At 68.8% G+C, this 22,541-nt stretch carries 19 protein-coding genes, 1 tRNA gene and 1 pseudogene; 11 read left to right on the top strand and 10 right to left on the bottom strand.

Annotated features, from left to right (window positions below; genetic code table 11):
• Positions 1-43: 43 nt before the first annotated feature.
• From ilvD to AB4Y94_RS16575, 6 genes and pseudogenes are all read right to left on the bottom strand, one after another.
• Positions 44-1,738, bottom strand: coding sequence for a dihydroxy-acid dehydratase (gene ilvD, locus AB4Y94_RS16600; protein WP_441729111.1), 1,695 nt, complete (start codon positions 1,736-1,738; stop codon positions 44-46).
• Between the two features lie 29 nt (positions 1,739-1,767).
• Complete coding sequence (locus AB4Y94_RS16595) at positions 1,768-3,957, bottom strand: bifunctional alpha,alpha-trehalose-phosphate synthase (UDP-forming)/trehalose-phosphatase (protein WP_441729110.1); 2,190 nt, start codon at positions 3,955-3,957, stop codon at positions 1,768-1,770.
• Between the two features lie 214 nt (positions 3,958-4,171).
• The gene (locus AB4Y94_RS16590; RefSeq protein WP_441729109.1) at positions 4,172-6,157 is read right to left on the bottom strand and encodes a YhgE/Pip family protein; all 1,986 of its coding nucleotides are present in this window, start codon (positions 6,155-6,157) and stop codon (positions 4,172-4,174) included.
• Positions 6,154-9,117, bottom strand: a complete 2,964-nt coding sequence (locus AB4Y94_RS16585; protein ID WP_441729108.1) for an MMPL family transporter — start codon at positions 9,115-9,117, stop codon at positions 6,154-6,156. The genes AB4Y94_RS16590 and AB4Y94_RS16585 overlap by 4 nt, the downstream gene beginning before the upstream one ends.
• A 4-nt stretch (positions 9,118-9,121) precedes the next feature.
• Positions 9,122-9,745, bottom strand: coding sequence for a TetR/AcrR family transcriptional regulator (locus AB4Y94_RS16580; protein WP_441729107.1), 624 nt, complete (start codon positions 9,743-9,745; stop codon positions 9,122-9,124).
• A gap of 80 nt (positions 9,746-9,825) precedes the next feature.
• Positions 9,826-10,115, bottom strand: a pseudogene (locus tag AB4Y94_RS16575) (ArsB/NhaD family transporter); the annotation flags it as partial.
• Between the two features lie 401 nt (positions 10,116-10,516).
• Between AB4Y94_RS16575 and AB4Y94_RS16570 the strand changes: the two are divergent.
• Together AB4Y94_RS16570 and AB4Y94_RS16565 are read left to right on the top strand one after the other, a co-directional pair.
• On the top strand, positions 10,517-10,705 hold the full coding sequence (locus AB4Y94_RS16570) for a hypothetical protein (protein WP_441729106.1): 189 nt from the start codon (positions 10,517-10,519) through the stop codon (positions 10,703-10,705).
• A 133-nt stretch (positions 10,706-10,838) separates the two neighbouring features.
• Positions 10,839-11,231 (top strand): hypothetical protein, encoded by a 393-nt coding sequence (locus AB4Y94_RS16565; protein ID WP_441729105.1) that lies wholly within the window; start codon positions 10,839-10,841, stop codon positions 11,229-11,231.
• Positions 11,232-11,246: 15 nt separating this feature from the next.
• On the opposite strand, the gene AB4Y94_RS16560 is transcribed toward AB4Y94_RS16565, so the two are convergent.
• Positions 11,247-12,623, bottom strand: coding sequence for a glucose-6-phosphate dehydrogenase (locus AB4Y94_RS16560; RefSeq protein WP_441729104.1), 1,377 nt, complete (start codon positions 12,621-12,623; stop codon positions 11,247-11,249).
• Positions 12,624-12,651: 28 nt separating this feature from the next.
• On the opposite strand from AB4Y94_RS16560, the gene AB4Y94_RS16555 reads away from it, so the two are divergent.
• The gene (locus tag AB4Y94_RS16555) at positions 12,652-14,445 is read left to right on the top strand and encodes a glycoside hydrolase family 15 protein (protein WP_441729103.1); all 1,794 of its coding nucleotides are present in this window, start codon (positions 12,652-12,654) and stop codon (positions 14,443-14,445) included.
• A gap of 61 nt (positions 14,446-14,506) precedes the next feature.
• Here AB4Y94_RS16555 and AB4Y94_RS16550 read toward each other — a convergent pair whose 3' ends face one another.
• Positions 14,507-14,776, bottom strand: a complete 270-nt coding sequence (locus AB4Y94_RS16550; RefSeq protein WP_441729102.1) for a GlsB/YeaQ/YmgE family stress response membrane protein — start codon at positions 14,774-14,776, stop codon at positions 14,507-14,509.
• Between the two features lie 154 nt (positions 14,777-14,930).
• Between AB4Y94_RS16550 and AB4Y94_RS16545 the strand changes: the two genes are divergently transcribed.
• The 7 genes from AB4Y94_RS16545 to AB4Y94_RS16515 all read left to right on the top strand — a co-directional run bounded on the left by AB4Y94_RS16545 (position 14,931) and on the right by AB4Y94_RS16515 (position 20,390).
• A complete protein-coding gene (locus tag AB4Y94_RS16545) occupies positions 14,931-15,566 on the top strand; it encodes a biotin transporter BioY (protein WP_441729100.1) in 636 nt (211 codons plus the stop codon).
• Positions 15,567-15,603: 37 nt separating this feature from the next.
• The gene (locus tag AB4Y94_RS16540) at positions 15,604-16,284 is read left to right on the top strand and encodes an energy-coupling factor ABC transporter ATP-binding protein (protein WP_441729099.1); all 681 of its coding nucleotides are present in this window, start codon (positions 15,604-15,606) and stop codon (positions 16,282-16,284) included.
• On the top strand, positions 16,281-16,874 hold the full coding sequence (locus tag AB4Y94_RS16535) for a CbiQ family ECF transporter T component (protein ID WP_441729098.1): 594 nt from the start codon (positions 16,281-16,283) through the stop codon (positions 16,872-16,874). The genes AB4Y94_RS16540 and AB4Y94_RS16535 overlap by 4 nt, the downstream gene beginning before the upstream one ends.
• Positions 16,875-16,990: 116 nt before the next feature.
• Positions 16,991-17,362, top strand: a complete 372-nt coding sequence (locus tag AB4Y94_RS16530; RefSeq protein WP_441729119.1) for a glyoxalase superfamily protein — start codon at positions 16,991-16,993, stop codon at positions 17,360-17,362.
• Positions 17,363-17,415: 53 nt separating this feature from the next.
• Entirely contained in the window at positions 17,416-18,414 is a 999-nt protein-coding gene (locus AB4Y94_RS16525; protein WP_441729097.1) for a TIGR03557 family F420-dependent LLM class oxidoreductase, read from the top strand.
• 13 nt (positions 18,415-18,427) lie between these two features.
• Positions 18,428-19,939, top strand: coding sequence for a phytoene desaturase family protein (locus AB4Y94_RS16520; protein ID WP_441729096.1), 1,512 nt, complete (start codon positions 18,428-18,430; stop codon positions 19,937-19,939).
• 4 nt (positions 19,940-19,943) lie between these two features.
• The gene (locus AB4Y94_RS16515) at positions 19,944-20,390 is read left to right on the top strand and encodes an SRPBCC family protein (protein WP_441729095.1); all 447 of its coding nucleotides are present in this window, start codon (positions 19,944-19,946) and stop codon (positions 20,388-20,390) included.
• A gap of 50 nt (positions 20,391-20,440) precedes the next feature.
• On the opposite strand, the gene AB4Y94_RS16510 is transcribed toward AB4Y94_RS16515, so the two are convergent.
• A complete protein-coding gene (locus AB4Y94_RS16510) occupies positions 20,441-21,487 on the bottom strand; it encodes a Gfo/Idh/MocA family protein (protein WP_441729094.1) in 1,047 nt (348 codons plus the stop codon).
• A gap of 119 nt (positions 21,488-21,606) precedes the next feature.
• On the opposite strand from AB4Y94_RS16510, the gene AB4Y94_RS16505 reads away from it, so the two are divergent.
• Positions 21,607-21,954 (top strand): LysR family transcriptional regulator, encoded by a 348-nt coding sequence (locus tag AB4Y94_RS16505; RefSeq protein ID WP_441729093.1) that lies wholly within the window; start codon positions 21,607-21,609, stop codon positions 21,952-21,954.
• 329 nt (positions 21,955-22,283) lie between these two features.
• Here the strand turns inward: AB4Y94_RS16505 and AB4Y94_RS16500 are convergent.
• Positions 22,284-22,359 (bottom strand) — tRNA-Lys (locus AB4Y94_RS16500).
• Positions 22,360-22,541: the final 182 nt, after the last annotated feature.

Here is a 22,541-nt window from a genome sequence, read left to right as displayed (position 1 = left end):
GGAAGGAGAGTCCCTAGGTCGAATGCGGATGGTGGGCGCAGAACTAGCCGGTGATCGCGCCTTCGGCGGCTGAATGCACAAGCTTCGAGTACTTTGCGAGGACGCCACGGGTATAGCGCGGAGGAAGCGGAGCCCAGCCTTCACGGCGGGCGGCCAGCTCATCAGGGTCGACCAGTAGGTCGAGCGTGCGAGCTGCGATATCGACCCGTATCAGATCACCATCGCGCACGAAGGCGATGGGACCTGCGTCCACCGCTTCGGGTGCTATGTGGCCGATACACAGTCCGGTTGTGCCGCCTGAGAATCGACCGTCCGTCAATAGTAGTACATCCTTGCCGAGACCCGCGCCCTTGATGGCTCCGGTGATGGCAAGCATCTCGCGCATGCCGGGACCGCCCTTCGGGCCCTCATAGCGGATGACGACCACGTCGCCGGCGCCGATCTTGCCTTCGGTGAGCGCGTCCATCGCTGCGCGTTCGCGTTCGAACACTCGTGCGGGCCCTTCGAACACGCTGGCGTCGAAACCGGCCGTCTTGACCACGGCGCCCTCCGGCGCGAACGAGCCCTTGAGCACGGTGAGGCCGCCGGTGGCGTGGATCGGGTTGTCCAGGGTGCGGAGCACCGTCCCGTCCAGTGCCGGCGGGTTGATCTCGGCGAGGTTCTCGGCGACGGTCTTGCCGGTGACCGTGAGCGCGTCGCCGTGCAGCAGGCCGGCGTCGAGGAGGGCCTTCATCACGGTCGGGACACCGCCGTGACGGTCGACGTCATTCATGACGTAGTTGCCGAATGGCTTCAGGTCGCCGATGTGGGGAATCGTGTCACCGATGCGGTTGAAGTCATCGAGGGTGAGCTCCACCTCGGCCTCGTTGGCGATGGCCAGCAGGTGCAGGATCACGTTGGTCGAACCGCCGAAGGCCATGGCGACGGCGATCGCGTTCTCGAACGCCTTCTTGGTCAGGATGTCCCTGGCCGTGATGCCGAGGCGCAACATGTTGACGACGGCCTCGCCGGAGCGGTGCGCGTAGTAGTCGCGGCGGCGGTCGGCAGAGGCCGGGGAGGCCGAACCGGGCAGGCTCATGCCGAGTGCTTCGGCGACGCTGGCCATCGTGTTCGCCGTGTACATGCCGCCGCAGGCACCCTCGCCCGGAGCGAACGCGCACTCGATGCGCTTGGCGTCCTCGGCCGACATCCGGCCGGCCTTGACCGCGCCGACGGCTTCGAACGAGTCGATGATGGTGATGTCCTTCTCGGTGCCGTCCGAGAGCTTGACCCAGCCGGGCGCGATCGAGCCGGCGTAGAGGAACACGCTGGCCAGGTTCAGGCGCGCGGCGGCCATCAGCATGCCGGGCAGCGACTTGTCACAGCCCGCGAGCAGGATCGAACCGTCGAGGCGCTCGGCCTGCATGACGACCTCGACCGAGTCGGCGATCACCTCCCGTGAGACCAGGGAGAAGTGCATTCCCTCGTGGCCCATCGAGATGCCGTCGGAGACGGAGATGGTGCCGAACTGGAGCGGATACCCGCCGCCGGAGTGCACGCCCTCTTTCGACGCCTGGGCGAGGCGGTCAAGCGAGAGGTTGCAGGGCGTGATCTCGTTCCATGAGCTGGCGATGCCGATCTGCGGCTTCTCCCAGTCGGCGTCTCCCATTCCGACGGCCCGAAGCATCCCCCGTGAGGTGGTGGCTTCGATGCCGTCCGTGACGACGCGGCTTCGGGGTTTCAGATCAATCTCAGGCATGTCCACGAGTCTAGAACCTCGGGAACCACTCACTCTTCGCGGGCGGCGGCCGCCCCACGGAAGTCCGCGAGCAGCCCCAGCACCTGGGCGACTTCTTCGGGACCCCGCACCCGGTAGCCGGCCAGGGAGGCACCGGGGCCGATCTTCAGTCCGAGGTCTCCCTCCCCGAGCGCGGCGAAGCCGTCCTCATCCGTCACGTCGTCGCCGGCGTAGAACACGGCGGTGGCGCCGGTGTGGGCGCGCAGTTGCGCGAGCGCGTCGCCCTTGGTGCTGGAACGCACCGAGAACTCCAGCACGTTCTTGCCCTCCCGCATGGTGAGCCCGGGGAGCAGTTCGCTCACCTGTTCCCGCGCCTCACGCTGCGCTTCCCTGCCCTCATCCGCGCTGGCCAGCCGGGTGTGCAGGGCCATTCCGGCTGGTTTCCGCTCGATGAACGCGCCCTCGACGGAACCGCTGATCCGTTCGAGCACGCGGGCCAGGGTGTCCAACTCCTCAAGTTCCGCGGCCACCAGCCCCAGTTCGATGCCCGGTGTGTCCAGTTGCACCTCGATCCCGTGCGACCCGGTCAGCAGCACCCGCTCGGACGGCTGGGCCACCTGCTGCAGGCTGACCAGGGCGCGGCCAGAGACCAGGGCAACCCGGATGCCGGGAAGCTCCAGGAGTCGCTGAACAGCTTCGCGGGCGCCGTCCACGGCACGCGCGTTCTCGGGCTCGTCGACGTGGGGCGCGAGTGTCCCGTCGAAGTCGAGGGCCACCAGGAGGTTGTCGACCGCGGCGAGCTCGCGGAGCGCTGAGACCAGATTCTCGGGAACACCTGCCTGCACGGCTGCACCTCCGGTGAGGGTTTGAAGGAAATTGGCTGACCAGGCCGCGACGTCGTTGTCGAAGACCTTGCGCCGGAGTGCGCGCATCCGTCGTGCCCGGTCGCGAGGCGGCATCTCAAGCGCGTACATGATCGCGTCCTTCACGCCCTCGATGTCATGCGGGTTGATTCGCACCGACTGGCGGAGTTCGTCTGCGGCGCCGGCGAATTCGCTGAGCACCAGCACGCCGTCATTGTCGAACCGCACCGCAACGTACTCCTTGGCGACGAGGTTCATCCCATCGCGGAGCGCGGTGACCAGCATCACGTCGGCGGCGAGGTACAAGGCCACCATCTCCTCCCGCGGGTACCCGTGGTGGTGGTAGCTGATGGCCGTGTTGCTGATGGTGGCGTAATCGCCGTTCAGGCGCCCGACGGCGAGTTCGATTTCGTCGCGGAGGGCCATGTACGCGCCCACCCGCTCCCGGGACGGGCTGGCAACCTGCACCAGCGTCACGTCCTGCACGGTGAGGCGGCCTTCGGCGAGGAGTTCGCCGTATGCCTTGATCCGGTGCCCGATGCCTTTGGTGTAGTCCAGGCGGTCGACGCCGAGCATGATCTTCTTGGGGTTGCCGAGGTCTTCCCGGATCTGCTTGGCCCTGGCCTGGATCTCCGGGCGCCTGGCCAGTTCCTCGTAACTGTGGGCGTCGATCGAGATCGGGAAGTGCCGGGCGATGACCCGGCGCGAACGGCCTTCGCCGTCGGGGACGTCGATCGTGGTGCCGCGGGTGGTGTAGCCGAACAGGCGCCGGGTGGCGCGGGAGAAATTGCCCGCGTCTGCGACGCGCTGGAAACCGATCAGGTCGGCGCCGAGGAGGCCGTCGATGATCTGACGGCGCCAGGGCAGCTGCGAGTAGATGCCGTACGGAGGGAAGGGGATGTGGTTGAAGAACCCGATGACCAGGTCGGGTCGCATGTCACGCAGCATCCGTGGCACCAGTTGGAGCTGGTAGTCGTGCACCCACACCGTCGCCCCGGTGGCGGCGACCTCGGCGGCCGCGGCGGCGAACCGCTTGTTGACGGCGACGTAGGAGTCCCACCACTCCCGGTGGAAGCTGGGCGGTGCGATCACGTCATGGTAGAGCGGCCAGAGGGTGTCGTTGGAGAACCCCTCGTAGTAGCGCTCGAGGTCTTCGGTGCTCAGCCGCACCGGCACGATGGAGATGCCGTCGTTCTCGAAGGGTTCGAAGTCACGGTCCGCGACGCCGGGCCAGCCCACCCACGCTCCGTCTGAGGCGCGCATCAAGGGTTCGAGCGCGGTCACCAGGCCGCCCGGCGAGGTGCGCCAGTTGCCGTCGGTTCCGAGGGGACCCTCGGGTCCTGGATCGTAGTCGACCGGCAGGCGGTTGGAGACCACGACCAGCGAGAAAGCGCCGTTCTGGGCGTGGGGTCGTCGGGATTCGGTTGACTTCGTGATGGTTCGTCCGTTTCCGGCTGGGCCGTACTGCCGCCCCGCCTCGGTGTTCCTTCAGGTTATCAGGGCGCCTCCCGGCCCCGCCGAACCCGCAGTAGTTGGGGTTATGCGGGCCTCATAAACCCAACAAGTGCGGGTTCGCGGGGGTGGGGGCGGGCTAGGAGCGGGACAGGGCGAAGCTGAAGGAGCGGGCGCCGCGGCGCCGCCCGACCACCCAGAGGGAGACCAGCACGCCGAACAGCGCGAACGCCGCCAGCGCCGCAGCGGATGCCGCGACCTCCGCTCCCCCGACGCCCGACACGATCGCCTGCATGCCGTCCACCGCCCAGGTGAGCGGCAGGAACGGGCTGACCAGCTGGAATGGTTTCGCGACGATCTCGATCGGGTATAGCCCGCCGGCCGAGGTGAGCTGCAACGCGAGCAGCACCAGCGAGACCACGATTCCGGCCCGGCCGAACGCCACGGTGAGGGCATGGTGCACGGCGACGAAGACCAGGGCGAGCAGCAGCGCGAACGACAGGGTCGACGGAAGCAGTGCCCACGACACTCCGAGGGCGGCGTGCAGCAGCAGCGTGATCGCCACCGCCTGTGCGGCGGCGATGCCGAACCCCCGTCCGAGGCTCCGCAACACGATCCGCCCGGTCGACGCCGTGGAGGCCAGCGCGAGCGGGCTCACCGGCCGCAGGAGCAGGAAGATCGCCAGCGCGCCGATCCAGAGGCCGAGGGGCACGACGACCATCCCGATCACCGGGCCGATCGAGCCGATCTCGTTCGCCCGGGTGGTGCTCACCGTGACCGGCTCCGAGACCACCTTCGCGGTGGCGTCGGCGTCCTGGTCACCCGCAGCGGATGCCTGGCGGGCGCCGCTGGTCAGCCCGGTTGCGAGGGTGCCCGCTCCCCCGGCCAGCTGGTGGGCGCCGGCGGCGGAGGCGGCAGTGCCGTCCGCGAGCTGCGTGACCCCGTCGGCCAGGCCGGATACGCCGGAGGCGAGGTTGTACGCTCCCGACCGCAGCGCGCCGGACCCGGCCGCGAGTTGCGCGGCGCCGGCGGCGCTCTGCGCGATGCCGTCGGCGACGCTCCCGATTCCCCCGCCGGCCAGGCTGGTCGCCGGACTCTGGGCGGAGAGCGCGTCGAGACCGGCGCCGAGGCTGTTCAACGACGCCACCAGGGTGTCGATCTGCGCCAGCTGGGCGGCCTCGGCCGGCCCCTGCGGAACGACGGCGGCGATGGCGGCCCGGTTGGCGGCGAGCATCGGTTGCAGCCCCTGGGACAGTTGCGCGAATCCGGTGGCGCTCTGCTGCACCCCCGAGGCGTACGCGGGCAGCCCGGTGCGGAGCACCCCGAGGCCGGCCGCCCCGGAACTGAGCCGGCCGAGGCCCGTAGCCAGCGCATCAACTCCCTGCGTGTACGACGTCACCCCGGAAGCGAACGACTCAGCGCCACCGGCCGCGGAGGAGGCGCCGGACGACGTGGTCGCCGCACCCGCTGCAAGGGAGTCGAGCCCCGTGGCCAGACCGTCGACTCCGCTGGAAACCTGCGACGCGCCATCCGCCGCGCTGGTCAGTGACTCACCCATGGTGCCGAGTTGGGCGTAGAAGCCGGTGAGGTACTGGGCGGTGATGGCACGGCCGAACGCGCTCGTCATGGCGGTTCCCACCGATTGGGCGGCTGAGCCGGCCAGGTAGGAGTGCGCGTCGTCGGTGCGGATCGCGAGCTTCGCCTGCTGCGGGCTGCTGCCGGAGAGTGAGGTGACAGAGGCCGAGAAGTCCCTGGGGATGGTCAGCACCGCGTAGGCGTCACCGGCGGCGAGCGCGTCGGCCGCGTCGGCGGAGTTGGAGATCGTCCAGTCGAATCCGGCGGATTGTTCCCCGCCGGCGCGCGGGCCGGTGAGTTCGGTGACCAGTTGCCGGCCGGCGAGCACCGGCGTGGTGGTGCCGTCGGGCTGGGGCAGGTTCACCATGGTGTCGTTGTTCACGACGATCGCCGGGATGGTGTCGATCCTCTGGTCGGCCGACGCCAGCGCACCGGCGAAGAGGCCGCCGACCGCCAGCGGCACGATGACGAGCCCGGCCAGCACCGCTCCGAACGACACCCGGCGCTGCCTCGGTGTGCGGCCGAACAATTTTTCAAGCCTGGAGCTCATCGCAGCACGGCCTCTCTGTCATCGGATCCGGTCGGGGCCGGAACACTCTCTGCGGGGTCTGGCACGGTCACGCCGGCCGCGACCAGCTCGAGACGACGGATGCCCCTGCCGCCGATCCCTCCCACGTCGCGGCCGACGGCGGCACCGGCACCGGCACCGGCACCGGCACCGAGCACGATTGTGGTCGTGTCGGGGGCAAGGGCTGCGGCCACGGTCGCGAGAAGCACGGTATCCGGGCTCTCACCGAGGTCGACGAAGACCACTCCGGGGTTCTCGGCGAGCGCCGCGGCGACCAGCACCGCGGCCCGGGCCTCTGCGGAGAGCGATGACACCGTCGTGTGGGCGGTGATCCCGTGGCCGATCCCGTTGCCGAGTGCGCGGTTGATTTTGTCGTGCCACTGGTCCAGCTGGGCGCGCCGCGGCCTGGTGCGGAACCAGGGCAGGCCCAGTTCCAGCCGCTCGGAGATCAGTTCACCGACCGTGCGCCCGTTCGAAGCACTGTCGCCGCCGCCCAGGTCACACAGGGCAACGGTGCGGAGGGCCCGCGCCCGCTCCGAGGGCAGCGGGGCGCCGAGGACCTGAAGTCGGCCGTCGACGGGCTCGAGGCGACCGGCCAGGGTTGCCGCGACCACGCGGCGATCGGCGGCGCTCCCGGTCACGAACACTAGCGCACCGGTGGGAACAGACAGGTCGAACGGTTCGAGCGGGCTCTCCGGCAGTCCCAGCCGTACGGCGTCGGCGGTGATGGCGTCGCCGTGCCCCCAGTGGGCTTTCGCCCAGTCGAGATCGGCGAGGTGGTGCCGCAGGCTCTCCCCCTCGATATCGACGTTCGGGAGGATGCGTTCCAGCCAGGACGGCAGCCACCAGGCAGCGGTCCCCGCCAGCGCCATCGCAGCCGGCACCAGGGTCATCCGCACCAGGAACGCGTCGAGGAACACTCCGACGGCCAGCGCGAACGCGATGCCCTTGATCGCCCCGGAACCCTCGGGGACGAAGGCGAAGAAGACGAAGAACATGATCAGGGCCGCGGCCGTGACCACTCGCGCGGCGTGTGAGAACCCGGCGACGACCGATTCGCGGGCCTCGCCGGTCTTCACGAACTCCTCCCGCATTCCGGAGACCAGGAACACCTCGTAGTCCATGGCCAGGCCGAACAGCACCGCCATCAGCAGGATCGGCAGGAAGCTGAGGATCGGGCCGGGGTTCTCCACACCGAGCAGGTCGGCGAACCAGCCCCACTGGAAGATCGCGACGCTGGCGCCGATCGCGGCGAAAACGGAGAGCAGGAAGCCGACAGCCGCCTTGACCGGCACGAAGACCGAACGGAACACCATCATCAGCAAGACGATCGAGAGGCCCACCACGATCAGGGCGAACGGGATCAGCGCGTTGCTGAGCCGGTTGGAGATGTCGATCGACACTGCCGTCGCGCCGGTGACGGTGATCGGCGTGCCGAGGCTGCTGTCGATCGACGGGCCGAGGTCACGGATGGCCTGAACCAGGTCCTTGGTCTCCGGGGCGTTCGGTGCGCTCTCCGGCATGACCTGGATGATTGCGGTGTCGACGGTGGGGTCGGGCAGGCCGCCGCTGACGAATGCCACGTCGGGCAGTTCACGGATCTTCGCACCGATGGTCTCGAGGTCGGGCATGATGTCGGTGGTCTGGGTGATGTCGACGACCACGATCAGCGGACCGTTGTAGCCGGGGCCGAACCCCTGCTCGATCAGGTCGAACGCCTCGTGCTGGGTGGACCCCGCCGGTTCTGAGGCGCCGTCGGGCAGGTTGAGGTCGAGGCTGAGGGCGGGGACGGCCATCACGCCGAGGATGGCGACCACGGCGAGGCCGGCGACGACCGGGGCCTTCAGCACCAGCTTCACCCAGCGCCGGCCGAGGGTCGGGCGACCGGAATCCGGGGTGGTCGCTCGGCGGTGAGCGCGGCCGCCTGGCTTCGGCGCGAGCCGCATGCCGACCAGCCCGAGAATCGCCGGCAGCAGCGTGATCGCCACGAAGATGGCGACCAGCACTGCGAACGCGGCAGCCACACCCATCACCGACAGGAAGGGGATGCCCACCACGAGCAGGCCGAGGAGGGCGATGATGACCGTCAGCCCGGCGAACACGACAGCGCCGCCGGCGGTCGCCACCGCGGTGGCCGCCGATTCCTCTGGATCGTCACCCCGAGCCAGCTGGGTGCGGTGCCGGGACAGGATGAACAGGGAGTAGTCGATGCCGACCGCCAGCCCGAGCATGAGCGCGAGCATCGGGGCGGTGCTTGAGACGGAGGCGAACGCCGAGACGGCGGTGATGCCGCCCATGGCAACGCCCACGCCGATGAGGGCCATCAACAGGGGCATGCCGGCGGCCAGAAGGGATCCGAATGTGATGATCAGCACCACCCCGGCGAACAGCACGCCGAACACCTCGGTGACGGTGATCCCGAAGGTGTTGTCCTGGAACACCTGGCCGCCGAACGCGACGGTGAGGCCCGCGTCGGAGCCGATGGAACTGGTGGCGGTGAGATCGTCCAGCGTCTGCGGCGTCACATCCGTCGACTGGCCCTTCAGCTGCACCTGGGTGAACGCCGTGCCCTTGTCGGCGGAGATGGCGTCGGACGCGTACTCCGAGAACGGCGTGATCACGGTGTCCACGCCGGCGACTTTCTCGATCGCCCCGGCCATGTCGTCGATGGCGCCTTTGTAGTGCGGGTCGGAGACGGATGCCCCGTCCGGCGCTTTGTAGACCACCTGCACCTGCGTGCCCGCCGCAGACGGGAAGACGGCGGCGAGCTTGTCGATGCTGTCCTGGGATTCGGTGCCGGGGATCGCGAAAGACTCCTGGGTCTGGCCGCCGAGGGCGAAGCCACCGCCGAGGATCCCGCCGAGCACGACGACCCAGATGCCGATGACGAGCCAGGCGCGACGGAATGCGAACCGTCCGATGCGTTGCAGGAGGATGGCCATGGTGTTACGCCTTCTGGTTTCGGTCGGTGCGGGGGCCAGTGGCCACGGTGACCGGGGCCAGCAGTTCGGTGACGACGGTGAGAAGCGCGGTGCGGATCTCATCGGCCGGGGCGATCTCGTCTTCGAAGAAGGTCGCGCCGGCGACCAGCGTGTATGCGGCCCCGCCGAGGGCGATCCCGAGGCGCAGCCGGTCTTCGGTGCTTGCGGTCTCGTCGCAGAGCGTTTCCGAGAGCCTCACGATGAGCCGGCCGGCCCGGTCGATCACCGGGATGCCGCGGAGCGATTGACCCTGGTTGATGAAGGTGTGCACCTCGAGTCGGTACCGGAGCAGGAAGTCGATGAAGTCGTCGACGAACCGCGCCCGGCCCTTTGCGGGGTCCGATGCCCCCGCGAAGCGGTCGAGCATCACCTCCAGCTGGTCGATGGCGGGCGTGATGACGTCCTGGAGCAGCGCCTCCTTCGACGCGAAGTGGTACAGCACGCTCGACTTCGAGAACCCGGCGGCATCCGCTATCTGTTGCAGCGAGGTGCCGGCGAAACCGACGGATGCGAACTGTTCGAGCGCGATTGCGCGCAGTTCGTCGCTGGTCGTGGGGCGGGAGGCGGCGTGCGGTGCGTCAAGGGTCACGGATCGAGGCTACCCTGACCGATCGGTCAGATCCTGCACGATCGGTCAGATTCGCGGGGAGCTCGCAGCCGGGGCCCCGACTAACCGGCCACCGCAGACAGGGAGAGGGTGGCCAGGACGACGGTCACCGGGGCCAGCACCACGCCGAGCACCACGTAGCGTGACCACCGGATCTGCTCTCCAGACTCGCCAGCCGCTGGTGCCAGAGCAGCGTCGCCAGCGACGCCCACGGGGTGATCAGGGGCCCGGCGTTCACTCCGATCAACACGGCCACCAGTCGAAGTGGAGACCCGGCGGCCGGTTCGAGCGCGAGGTACGCGGGCAGGTTGTTGATCGCGTTCGCCCCGGTCGCGCCGACCCACGACAGGCGTCAACAGGACCGCGGTGGTGTCCAGGGACAGGTACACGGTGCTCGCCACAGCCAGCGCGACGACAAGCAGCCACAACGCCCAGGTGCGCCCGCCCGCCCAGCGCACCAGGCGATCCGCGACACAAAACGGAACAGACCCGCCTCAGCGGACAGCTCGGCGACGACAGTGATGGCGACGACAAAGGTGAGAATCGGCCAGACCCGGATGGCAAGCTCCGCGACGTCCGGCCAGGGCAGCAGACCGGTCACGATCGACACACAGCCCACGAGGAACAGGACCGCACCGACCAGGACTGTACGCACATCGTCCCTTCGTCGGGATGGGGTGAAGCACCTGTAGTCCGCCGCCGACCCCTGCGGGATCCGCGAACACCCGGGTACGTTAGTAGCAGGAGGCCACCATGCGAAAGTTCATCTTCAGCAGTGCAATGCTCGGCGTCGTGTCTGGCGGCTGGAACGCGGTACAGGCGACCCGGCACGGTCCGCGGGACTGGCGGTTGCTGCTGCTGTGGATCGGCTGGGCGCTCAGCGCCGCCGTGGCCATCGGCACCGTCATCGAAGACGCCAACGAGCGCAGAATCGAACACTGACTCGACACCGACTCGAGCCCCGGGCGATAAAAGCCTCATTAGCCGGTTGAATCTTCGGCGTGTCAGCAGGTGCGGAGCGGCGTCGTCCCCGACACTGGTACCAGTGCCATCGTTCCGTTTGAAAGGGGCCCCCATGTTCGGTCGTCGACGTCGTGTCGCACCTGTCGTCCAGGCGCCAGCCCCCGAGCTGAGCGACGAGCACATCTTCGAGCTGCTGAACAGCAAACTCGCGGAAATCGTCGGGGCCCGCGGCTCGTGGACCCTCGTTCCTCGCAGCAGCGACGACACCGATGTGATCTTCCACGACCTCAAGTCCACGCAGATCGCCACCGTCCTCGCCACACTCCTGAAGACGGAGAAGGCGACGTTGCGCGGCGAGACCGCTGCCGAACCGACCGCTCTCCCCTGGACACCGGCCCCGATCACGGTGTGGGCAGAGCCGGAACACGCCTCGGTCAACGCCCCGGTGCGGATTCCGGCCTACCAGGCCGCCGGCGAACCAGAGCGCGCCCGCCTCGTCGCTTAGCGGACTCAAGCCGGGTCAGCGGATGGCGGCCCAGCCATCGGGTCCGGCGCTTCCCGCCGGATAGGAGTCCAGCGGAACGTCGCCGTCACGCCAGGCCTTGAGCACGGGCGCCACGATCCTCCAGCACTGCTCGGCCGTGTCACCCCGCACCGACAGCGACGGGTCGCCCTCGAAGATCCCCTCCAGCACCTCGCCGTAGGCCAGCAACTGCCCAGGCCCGAACGTCGCCCCCAGGCTGACCCGTTCCAACTGCAACGGATCCCCCGGACCGTTGATGTTGAGCTCGAGCGACATCTCGTCCGGCGCGAGGAAGATGCGGAGCACGGTCGGATCCGTCAGCCCACGCAGCCCGGTCGGCAGGTGCGGCACCGCCTTGAACGTGATCACGATCTCGCGGCGCCGGGCGGCGAGCGCCTTCCCGGACCGCAACGTGAACGGCACCCCGGCCCAGCGCCAGTTGTCGATTTCGAAGGTGACCTCGGCGAGCGTCTCGGTGCCGTTGTTCGGATCCACCCCTGGCGAATCGACGTAGGCGGGCAACTTCCGCCCGTCGACCGTCCCCGCCGTGTACCGGCCGCGCCGGCTCGACCGTTTCGGCGACCCGTTCCGCAGCCGGGTCGCACGGAGCACGGCTCCCTTGGCGTCCCGGAGATCCACGGCATCGAGGGTCGACGGCGGCTCCATTGCGAGGATCGACATCACCTGCAGCAGGTGGCTCTGGATCATGTCGACCAGGGCGCCGGCCTGGTCGTAGTAACCGGCGCGGCCCTCGAGCCCGAGCTGCTCGTCGTAGACGATGTCCACCCGCTCGATGTTCTCGCTGTTCCAGAGCGGCTCGAAGATCCGGTTCGCGAACCGCAGCCCCATCAGGTTGAACACCGTCGAGCGGCCCAGGAAGTGATCGACCCGGTGGATCTGGTTCTCCGGGACCAGCTTCGCCAGCATCGCATTGAGTTCCGCGGCGCTGGCCTCATCAACGCCGAACGGCTTCTCCAGTGCCAGCTGGGTCCCGGCCGGCAGCGTCAGGTCACCGAGCGCCGCACACACACGCTCCGTGACGGCGGGCGGGAGCGCGAAATAGATCGACGGCGTTCCGGCGCACAGGCCGAGCAGCCGCTGCATCTCCGCGGCCTGCGTCACGTCTGCCTGCTTGTAGACAGCGGATTTGATGAGCGCGTCCACCGCATCGCCACTGGCCCCGGCCGTCGCGAACGACTTTCTGAGGGTGTCCCGCCAGGCGGCGGGTGAGAACTCTTCACGCCCGGCGCCGACCAGGGTCACCGCCAGCTCCGGCCGTTTGGCAAGCAGTTGCCCCAGGGCCGGCAACAGGAGGCGGGCGGACAGGTCCCCGCCGGCACCGAGAATCAGAAGCGTGGAAGCGGGCTGCGTCATCTCCCCAACGTAGTGTCAGTATGGGCAGATGGCACTGAACATTGAGGATTATGCCCTGATCAGCGACTGTCACTCGGCCGCGTTGGTGGGCAAGGACGGCAGTATCGACTGGCTCTGCCTTCCGCGCTACGACTCCGCTTCGATGTTCGGCGCCCTTCTCGGGAATGAGGAGCACGGGCGCTGGCTGCTCCGCCCGGCCGACCTCGACGCCACAGCACGCCGCTCCTACCTCGGCGACACCTTCATCCTCTCCACTGTCTGGACCACGGCCACCGGCAGCGTGGAGGTGATCGACCTGATGCCGCACAGCGATCGCCGGGCGGACGTGGTCCGGGTGGTGCGGGGACTGTCCGGATCCGTCGAAATGATCCAGGACCTGCGCATCCGCTTCGGATACGCATCGACCGTGCCGTGGGTACGGCAGCTGAGGCAGGAGGACGGGTTGGTCGCCGTGGCCGGGCCGGACGCCATCGTGGTGCGTGGACCCAAGCTGCGCGCGTCAGACCACCGGCACGTGTCGGAATTCACCGTGGCCGCCGACGAGAGTGTCGACATCCAGATGACCTGGTATCCCTCGCACCGGGCCACCCCTGGCCCGGTCGACGTGGGCGAGGCGATGGAGCGCACCGCCGCATGGTGGGCCGACTGGGCACGGCAGAGCCCGTCCGAGGGCCCGTTCCGCGCCGAGGTGACCCGGTCGATGCTGGTCCTCCGCGCGCTCACGCATGAGTCCACCGGCGGCATCGTCGCGGCAGCGACCACGTCGCTGCCGGAGAGTTTCGGCGGCAACCGCAACTGGGACTACCGCTACGTCTGGTTGCGTGACGCCGCCCTCACCCTGGAGGTGCTGCTGTCGCACGGCTACGAAGGCGAAGCCGAGCGATGGATGATGTGGCTGCTGCGGGCGATCGCCGGTGACCCGAACGACGTGCAGATCATGTACGGCCTGGCCGGGGAACGGTACCTGCCCGAGCGCGAGCTGACCAGCCTGCCGGGGTACCGCGATTCCACGCCGGTGCGGGTGGGCAACGCCGCCGTCAGCCAGTTCCAGTCCGATGTGATCGGCGAGGTGATGGTCGCGCTCCACGCGGCGCGCATCGCCGGGATCGAGGAGGGTGAGTTCTCCTGGCCGCTGCAGCGTGCGCTGATGGCCTTCCTGGAGCAGAACTGGCGCCGGCCGGACCAGGGGCTCTGGGAGGTACGCGGCCCGGCGCGCGAATTCACCCACTCCCGGGTGATGGTCTGGGCGGCCTTCGACCGTGCTGTGCGCGGCATCACCGAATTCGGGCTGGATGGCCCGCTCAAGCGGTGGACCGCCATCCGCGACCAGGTGCGACGCGACATCGAAGACCGCGGCTTCAACCGGGCACGCAACAGTTACACCCAGTTCTTCGGCAGCGAGCAGGTGGATGCGTCGTTGCTGGTGCTCCCCCAGGTCGGTTTCTGTGAGCCGATGGACCCGCGGATGATGGGCACCGTCGCGGCCATCGAGGAAGACCTGCTCCGCAACGGGCTGCTGATGAGGTACCTCACCCACAGCTCGGTGGACGGTCTGCCGCCCGGCGAGCATCCGTTCCTGGCCTGCTCGTTCTGGCTGGTTGAGCAATACGCCACCTGCGGGCGGATGGACGACGCTGAGGAGCTGATGTACCGGCTGCTGGGCCTGGCCAACGATGTCGGACTCCTGTCCGAGGAATACGACGTCGAAAACGGACACCAGGCCGGCAACACACCGCAGGCGTTCTCCCACCTGGCACTGGTGCGGGCAGCGGATGCCATCATGGCCGGCACCGCCTCGCCGACCCAGCAGGTGACGCAGTAAGCGTGGACCGCACAGAAAAGGGGCCGGCACAGTTGCCGGCCCCTCCTGTCGTCGCGGCGTCTTAGGTCGTAGTGGTGCGGTTGCGGGTGATGAGGCCGTAGATCAGCAGCACGATGATCGAGCCGACGATCGCGATCAGCCAGGAGCGGATGTCGAAGAACCCACCCATGTCGATGTTGAAGAGCAGGCTGGCCAGCCAGCCGCCGAGAAGTGCGCCCACCACGCCGAGCAGCAGCGTGATGAACCAGCCGCCACCCTGCCTGCCGGGCAGGATCGCCTTGGCGATGGCGCCGGCAATCAGGCCGAGAATGAGGAAGCCAATGAAACTCATGGTCGATTCCTTTCGTAGGGCACCGCGGAAAGCGCCGGTGCGACAGCCGCGGGCCGTGGATGGTCCGCTTAGCCCAACAGGTTATAGAGTTTCGCCACTTTCTTTGTAGATTTTCCTCGGCATGGCGGCATTGCCGGATCCTAGATTGATGAGCATGACCGCTCGAACATTCACCTCCCGCGACCTCGCCCAGATTGCGATCTTCGCCGCCCTCATCGCCGCGCTCGGACTGCCCGGGGCGCTGAGCCTCGGCGCCGTCGCCGTGCCGATCACCTTCCAAACGCTGGGCGTCATGCTCGCCGGCGCCATACTCGGCGCGCGCAAGGGCTTCTTCGCGGTGCTCCTTTTCCTTGCCCTGGCCGCCGCGGGGCTTCCGCTGTTGTCCGGTGGACGCGGCGGACTGGTCTGGTTCACCAGCTCACCGGCCGCCGGCTACCCGTACGGCTGGCTGCTCGGCGCCGCACTGATCGGCTTCTTCACCGCCCGGCTGCTGCCGAAGTACCGCGTGCTGCCCGCGATCGGCGCCACGGCGCTCGGCGGAATCGTCGCCGTGTACCTGATCGGGATCCCGGTCACCGCGATCAACCTGGGCATCCCGCTCTGGGTCGCCGCGGCGGACAGCGTCAAATTCCTGCCGTTCGACATCGTCAAAGTCGTCGTGACAGTGCTGGTGGCCAAGGGCGTGCACAAGGCATACCCCGGGCTGATCCCCCTGCCCTCCCGCCGACGCGCCGGGACGACCGCGGTCACACGACAGGCCGACGCGGCGTCCGACGCGCCGGCCAGGTGACCCGGCAGGCCTCGCGGCGGATGCCGGCGGTCACCGCGTGAGCATCATCGAGTTCGCTGACGTCTCGCACTCGTTCGGCGACCGGACGGTGCTGCGCGGCATCCGCTTGCACCTCACCGAGCACCGGATCGGGATCGTCGGGGCCAATGGTTCCGGCAAGTCGACACTGGCGCGGATGATCAACGGCCTGGTGGCCCCGAGCAGCGGCACGGTAACCGTCAACGGGATGGACGTCTCCCGGCAGGCCCGCGAGGTGCGCCGCACGGTCGGATTCATCTTCACCAACCCCGACAACCAGATTGTGATGCCCACCGTGCAGGAGGACGTGGCGTTCACCCTGCGCCGGCGGGGCCTCGGCGCGGAGGAGATCGCACGCCGCACGGCTGCCGCACTGGAGCGCTTCGGACTCACCGCCCACGCCGACCACCCCGCCCACCGGCTCTCCGGCGGGCAGAAGCAGCTGCTCGCCCTCGCCGCGGTGCTGGTCGCCGAGCCCGAGATCGTGGTGGCGGACGAGCCGACCACTCTCCTGGATGCACGCAACTCCCGGCGATTCGGCACCCTGTTGCGCGAGATGACCCAGCAGGTGATCGTCGTGACGCACCAGCTCGAGCTGCTGGACGACTTCGACCGGGTGATCGTTATCGACGAGGGCGAAATCGTGGCCGACGACACAGCGGATGCCGCGCTCAGCCGATACCGGGCGCTCACGGCATGATCGGTTTCTACCTTCCCGGCCGGTCCCTGGTGCACCGGGCGTCGGCCCTGCTCAAGCTGCTGGTGCTGGCCGTCGGCATGGTGCTGGTTGGCCTGTTGCAGGAGCCGTGGCTGCTCGGGGCAGCCGGGCTGGTGACGGTCGGCCTGTACGCGCTGGCCGGGGTTCCGTTCCGGCCGGCATGGCAGCAGATCAGCCCGGTGCTCTGGCTGCTCGTGATCGCCGTTCCCCTGCAGGCGGTGTTCGCCGGGTGGACCGTGGCCGCGTTGATGGCGGGACGGCTGCTGGTCGCCGTGGCCCTGGCCGCCCTGTTCACCCTCACCACGACGGTGACGGCGGTACTCGGGGCATTCGAGACCCTGTTGCGCCCGTTCCGCCGTTTCGTCGACACGGACCGCATCGGCCTGCTCGTCGCGCTGATGATCCGCTGCATCCCGCTGGTGGCCGGGATCGTCGCCGAGGTGCTGGAGGCGCGGCGAGCGCGGGGAACACAGGGGTCGCTCCGGGCGCTCGCGGTGCCTGTCGTGGTGCGGTCGTTGTACGCCGCTGACGCCATCGGTGAGGCGCTCGCGGCGCGCGGCATGGACGACTAGCGCCGGCGCCCTTCGCCTGGCCCGGTGGTCGGCTGATCCCCTTTCCCGGTGTCGGTGGTCCTCGCTAGCGTGGACCCAGGATGATTCGAAAGGACACCACCATGAATTCGAAGACGATGGATTGGAAGATCGAACTCGTCGCCATCCCGGTCACCGACGTCGACCGGGCGAAGGCGTTCTATGTCGACCAGGTCGGATTCACTGCCGACCACGACCACCAGGTGAACGAGAACCTCCGTTTCGTGCAGCTCACCCCGCCGGGTTCGGCGTGTTCCATCGTGTTGGGCACCGGCGTCACCGAGATGGCCCCCGGTTCGCAGAAGGGGGTTCAGATCGTGATAGCGGACGCCGACGCGGCGCGGGCCCACCTGCTGGGCAACGGCGTCGCGGCCAGCGACGTGGACGACCAGCCGTGGGGCCGCTTCGTCTTCTTCGCCGATCCGGACGGCAACACCTGGGCGCTGCAGGAGATCAAATACCCGGCGTGACACGGGGGCGGGAGCACCTTGACGGGCGCCCCAACCGGTGACACGGTGGCAGCATGACCCGGTTCGGCTACACCCTGATGACGGAGCAGAGCGGCCCGAAAGACCTCGTGCGGTATGCTGTCGCGGCCGAACAGGCCGGTTTCGACTTCGAGGTGACGAGCGACCACTACTCACCCTGGCTTGCCTCCCAAGGCCACTCCCCCTATGCCTGGACGGTGCTCGGCGCCGTCGCCCAGGCGACGGAGCGGGTGGACCTGGCGACCTATGTCACCTGCCCGACCATGCGCTACCACCCGGCGGTCGTCGCACAGAAGGCCGCCACGATGCAGGTGCTCTCGGATGGGCGGTTCACCCTGGGCCTCGGCGCCGGGGAGAACCTCAACGAGCACGTCATCGGCGAGGGCTGGCCGGCGGTCGAGGTGCGGCAGGAGATGCTCGAGGAGGCGGTGCACATCATCCGCTCGCTCCTCGACGGGCACGTGGTGACCTGGGCCGGCAACTATTTCCGCGTTGACTCCGCGAAACTCTGGGACGTTCCGCCGGAGGGTGTGCCGATCGGCATCGCGGTGTCCGGTCCGAAGTCCGTCGAACGGTTCGCCCCGCTGTCTGACCACTTCATCTCCACCGTTCCCGACAAGAAGCTGGTCGACGGATGGCGGAGCGCCCACGCAGACGCCGCTGCTGCAAGCGTCGCCGGCAGCGGCGCGACGCGCTTCATCGGCCAGGTTCCGATCTGCTGGGGAACCGATCGCGAGGCGGCAGTCGCCCAGGCTCACGACCAGTTCCGCTGGTTCGGGGGTGGCTGGTCGGTGAACGCCGACCTCCCCACGCCCGACGGATTCGATGGCGCATCCCAGTTCGTTCGCGAGGAAGACGTCGCCCAGTCGATCGCCTGCGGACCAGACCTCGACGCGCTCGCCGAGAGCGCGCGGGCATTCATCGACGCCGGCTACACCGACATCGCGCTGGTGCAGGTCGGCGACGACGGCCAGGACCAGTTCCTGGCCGAGGCCGCGGGCCCCCTGCTGGAGAAACTCCGCGCCCTCGCGTAGGGATCGGCATCCTGTGCGCACCGACGTTGACGCCATTGTCGTGGGGTCAGGCCCGAACGGACTCGCCGCGGCAGTGACGCTCGCCCGCGCCGGACTCTCGGTGCGGGTCTACGAGCGGGAATCGACGATCGGCGGCGGTGCGAGCACGCAGGAGCTCACCCTGCCCGGTTTCCACCATGACGTCTGCTCCGCGGTGCACCCGATGGCGCTCGCGAGCGACTTCTTCCAGCGGTTCGGACTCGCCGAGCGGATCAACCTCGTGGTTCCGGACATCTCGTACGGGCATCCGCTCCCCGGCGGGGCAGCCGGGATCGCCTGGCGTGACCTGGAGCGCACCGCATCGGGCCTCGGCCGGGACGGCCCGGCCTGGCGCCGCCTGTTCGCGCCACTCGTGGCCCACGCCGCGGGGGTGGCCGAGCTGACCGGCGACCAGCTGCTGCGCGTGCCGCGGCATCCGCTGCTCTTCGCCGCGTTCGGCCTGCGGGTGCTGGAGCAGGGCAGCCCGGCCTGGAACGTGCGCTTCAGCCGTGAAGTCGCCCCGGCCCTCCTGACCGGGGTGTTCGCGCATTCGATTCGCACCCTGCCGAGCCTGGCCACGGCCGGCGCCGGGCTCACCCTGGCCACCTATGCGCACTCGGCCGGCTGGCCGGTCCCTCAGGGCGGCAGCGGTGCGATCGTGCGTGCATTGGCCGACGACATCGTGGCGCACGGCGGCGAGATTGTCACGGACCACGAGGTCACCGCGCTGTCCGACCTGCCGCCGGCGCGGGCGGTGCTACTCGACGTGACGCCGCGCGCGCTGCTGGGGCTGGCCGAGGGGGCCCTTCCCGTCCGCTACGCGGCCGCGCTCGGTGGCTTCCACTATGGGAACGCGGTGGCCAAGGTGGATTTCGCGCTCGACGGGCCCGTGCCGTGGACGAACCACCAGTTGCGTTCGGCCGGAACCCTGCATGTGGGCGGCACCCGGGCGGAACTGGTGCGCGCGGAGAACACGGTGTCCCGGGGACGCCACGCCGAGCATCCGTATGTGCTGGTCTCCCAGCCGAGCGTGTTCGACGACACCCGCGCCCCGGCCGGCAAGCAGGTGCTGTGGGCGTACACGCATGTGCCGCGGAATTCGACCGTTGACCAGCGGGAACAGGTCACCCGACAGATCGAGCGGTTCGCGCCCGGCTTTCGCGACCGGATCCTGGCCACCGCCAGCCGCACCGCCCGCGACCTGGAGAATCACAACCCGAACTACGTGGGCGGTGACATCGCCTCCGGTGAGATCAGCATGCAGCAGCTGATCCGGCGTCCGGTGCTCGGCGTCGACCCCTGGCGCACGCCGATTCCGGGCGTGTACCTGTGCTCGGCGTCGACTCCGCCGGGGCCTGGCGTGACCGGGCTCTGCGGCTGGCGGGCGGCGTTGTCGGCCCTGCGCACCGAGTTCGGTATCGGCACCGGGCCTGACCTCGCGCCAGCACCAGACCCCGCACCGAGCACGGTGACCGGGTGGCCGGGCACCACCGGATCGAAAGGATGACACCATGGCCGTGAACCATCGCCGGATGAACTGCGCACCGGAGCAGGTCTTCACCGTGCTCGCAGACGGGTGGCTGTATCCGACCTGGGTGGTCGGCGCCTCACGCATGCGCGGCGTCGACGACTCCTGGCCGGGCGTCGACAGCACCATCCACCACTCGGTCGGGGTCTGGCCGGCCCTGCTCGACGATTCCACCGTGCTGTTGGAGTGGAACCCGCCCCGGCACGCGATGCTGAAGGCGCGAGGCTGGCCGGCCGGGGAGGCGCACGTCGCCATCGACGTGCAGCCGAGGGGCAACGGATGCGTGGTGCGGATCACCGAGGACGTCGTCGCCGGGCCGGCGCGGCTGGTACCGAAAATCCTCAGCGACGTCGTCATCCGTGCCCGCAACACCGAGACGCTGCACCGCCTGGCGTATCTGGCGGAGGGCGGCGCCGGCGGGGCGAGATAGCGCTGTGCCCGCGGGAAGATGACGATCAGTTCCCAGGCGCGGCCGTCTGCTCAGAGTTCGTCGGTGAACCGTGCCCCCACCTGGCGCCGCATCTCGTCGAGCAGTGTCATGATCGCCACGCTGTCGTCGAGTCCGTGCACCGGCGACTCGGTGAGGCCGTCCGCCACATAACGGGCCATCGCGCTGGCCTCGAAGGCGAGGCACTCGCGGCCGGGGTATCGCTGGTCGTTCCAGTCCAGCCGCCGAAGGCCGTCGGCGGAGATGAGCGAAAGCGGTGATGGATTATGGAATGGTTCGCCACTCTCGACCCGGGCAAGCGACCCGTTGATACTCGCCCTGATCGGCGTGCTGGCTCGCAATGTTGTCTCAACCAGCGCGCGGGCGCCGCTCTCGGTCGTCAGCACCGCAGATGCCGAGTCATCCACCCCGGAGGCGGCGAGGGTTCCGGAGGCCTTCACCGACGTGAACGCACCGAGGACCGTGTAGGCGAACGAGAGCGGGTAGACACCGATGTCGAGCAGAACACCGCCGCCGAGCGCCGGGTCGAACACGCGGTGGCCGGCCTGGAACGGCACAACGCCGCCGTATTGGGCGACGACGGAGTCGACGGTGCCGAACACACCGTCGGCGAGCAACCGGTCGATCACCTGTACCTGCGGGATGTAACGGGTCTTCATCGCCTCCATGACGAAGACGTCACCGGCACGGGCGAGCTCGCGCACCTCGACGGCTTCTGCTGCCGTGCGCATGAACGATTTCTCGACCAGGGCGTGCTTTCCCGCCTGGACGCACATGACCGTCTGGGCGTAGTGCTCGCTCATCGGAGTGGCAATGTAGACGGCGTCGACGGTGTCGTCGGCGAGGAGGTCCTCGTAGGACCCATATGACTGCGCGATGCCGTACGAGTCGGCAAAGTCGGCAGCACGCTGCGCGGTGCGCGAGGCGACGGCGGTGACCTGTTGGCCGGTGTGTTTCATCAGCGCGGCCACGAAGTGCCCGGCGATGAGACCGGGGCCGAGGATGCCCCAGCGCAGTACCGGAGCGTCGCGCGGGTCTGGATGGGCGGGCGCCGGCAGCGAATTCGGGAACGCGGTCATGCCTTGATCGTAACGGTGGGCTCCGCACGCCCGATGCGTGGCCGGGGCTCCGGCTCTGCGCAGGGGCGCGTAGCCTGTATGGCGAGCCGTTCGAGGAACGGCCCAACGAAAGGTGTCCCGTGGACAACGCCCGACTCCGGCATTTCATCGCCGTCGCAGAGGAGCTCAATCTGGGCCGAGCCGCAAAGAAAGTCACCCTCACGCCGTCCGTGCTGGGCGCATCCGTTACAAAGCTCGAGACCGAGTTGGGGGTGCAGCTGATCGACCGCACCACGCACGATTTCGTCCTGACAGAGGCTGGAGCGGCGTTCTTGGTCGAGGCGCGCGCGACGCTGGCCGGCACGGCGCGGCCGGGCCGCGCGTTCGCCCCGCAGGCCGGCGGCAAGGCCAAGGCTTCGAAGGGCAAGGGCAGGGCGCCCGCCGTGAAGGGCCAGCCGAAAGTCGGGAAACGCCGGCAGTCACGCTAACGGCACTCCAGAGACAAGAAAGGCCCCCGGTCACGACGAGCGCTCCCGGGGGCCGATCCTATATCGGGGTCTCCCGTTCATCTCTAACCCGAATAGAGACATACGGCAGCCCACCACCTATACAACCCGGTTTAACGCGTTAAGCCACTACCCCCGTTCGGGCTGGGGGCGGCTCAGCGAGTGAGGCATGCTGATTCACCTGCACCAGCGGCGACGCTCAGGCGCCAAAACATCACGGATCACCGCCCTGCATCAAGCGGATGCTCGCGATCGTCGCAACGAAGGAAGACCCGGTCGAAATCATCCGACCGGGTCTTCCTCGCACTACCTGGTGCACCCCCCGGGACTTGAACCCGGAACCCACTGATTAAGAGTCAGTTGCTCTGCCAATTGAGCTAGAGGTGCAGACATTCGGTTCGGGAGCAACCCGAACCGACGACCAAGACTAACACCCATATTCGGGTCGGTGCCAATCGAGCGCGCCGCCCGGGCGAGTCCCCCCGCGCATTGCGCATTTCCGGCGTGGACGCACCGATCTTGGCGCGCACGGGCGCCTCCCGTTCGGAAACCCGACCGCCGGCAGCCGG

The organism is Glaciibacter sp. 2TAF33, from assembly GCF_052114945.1.
GTDB lineage: Bacteria > Actinomycetota > Actinomycetes > Actinomycetales > Microbacteriaceae > Cryobacterium.
Note: the sequence above shows the minus strand (reverse complement) of the source record. Positions and strands in the feature narration are given on the sequence as shown.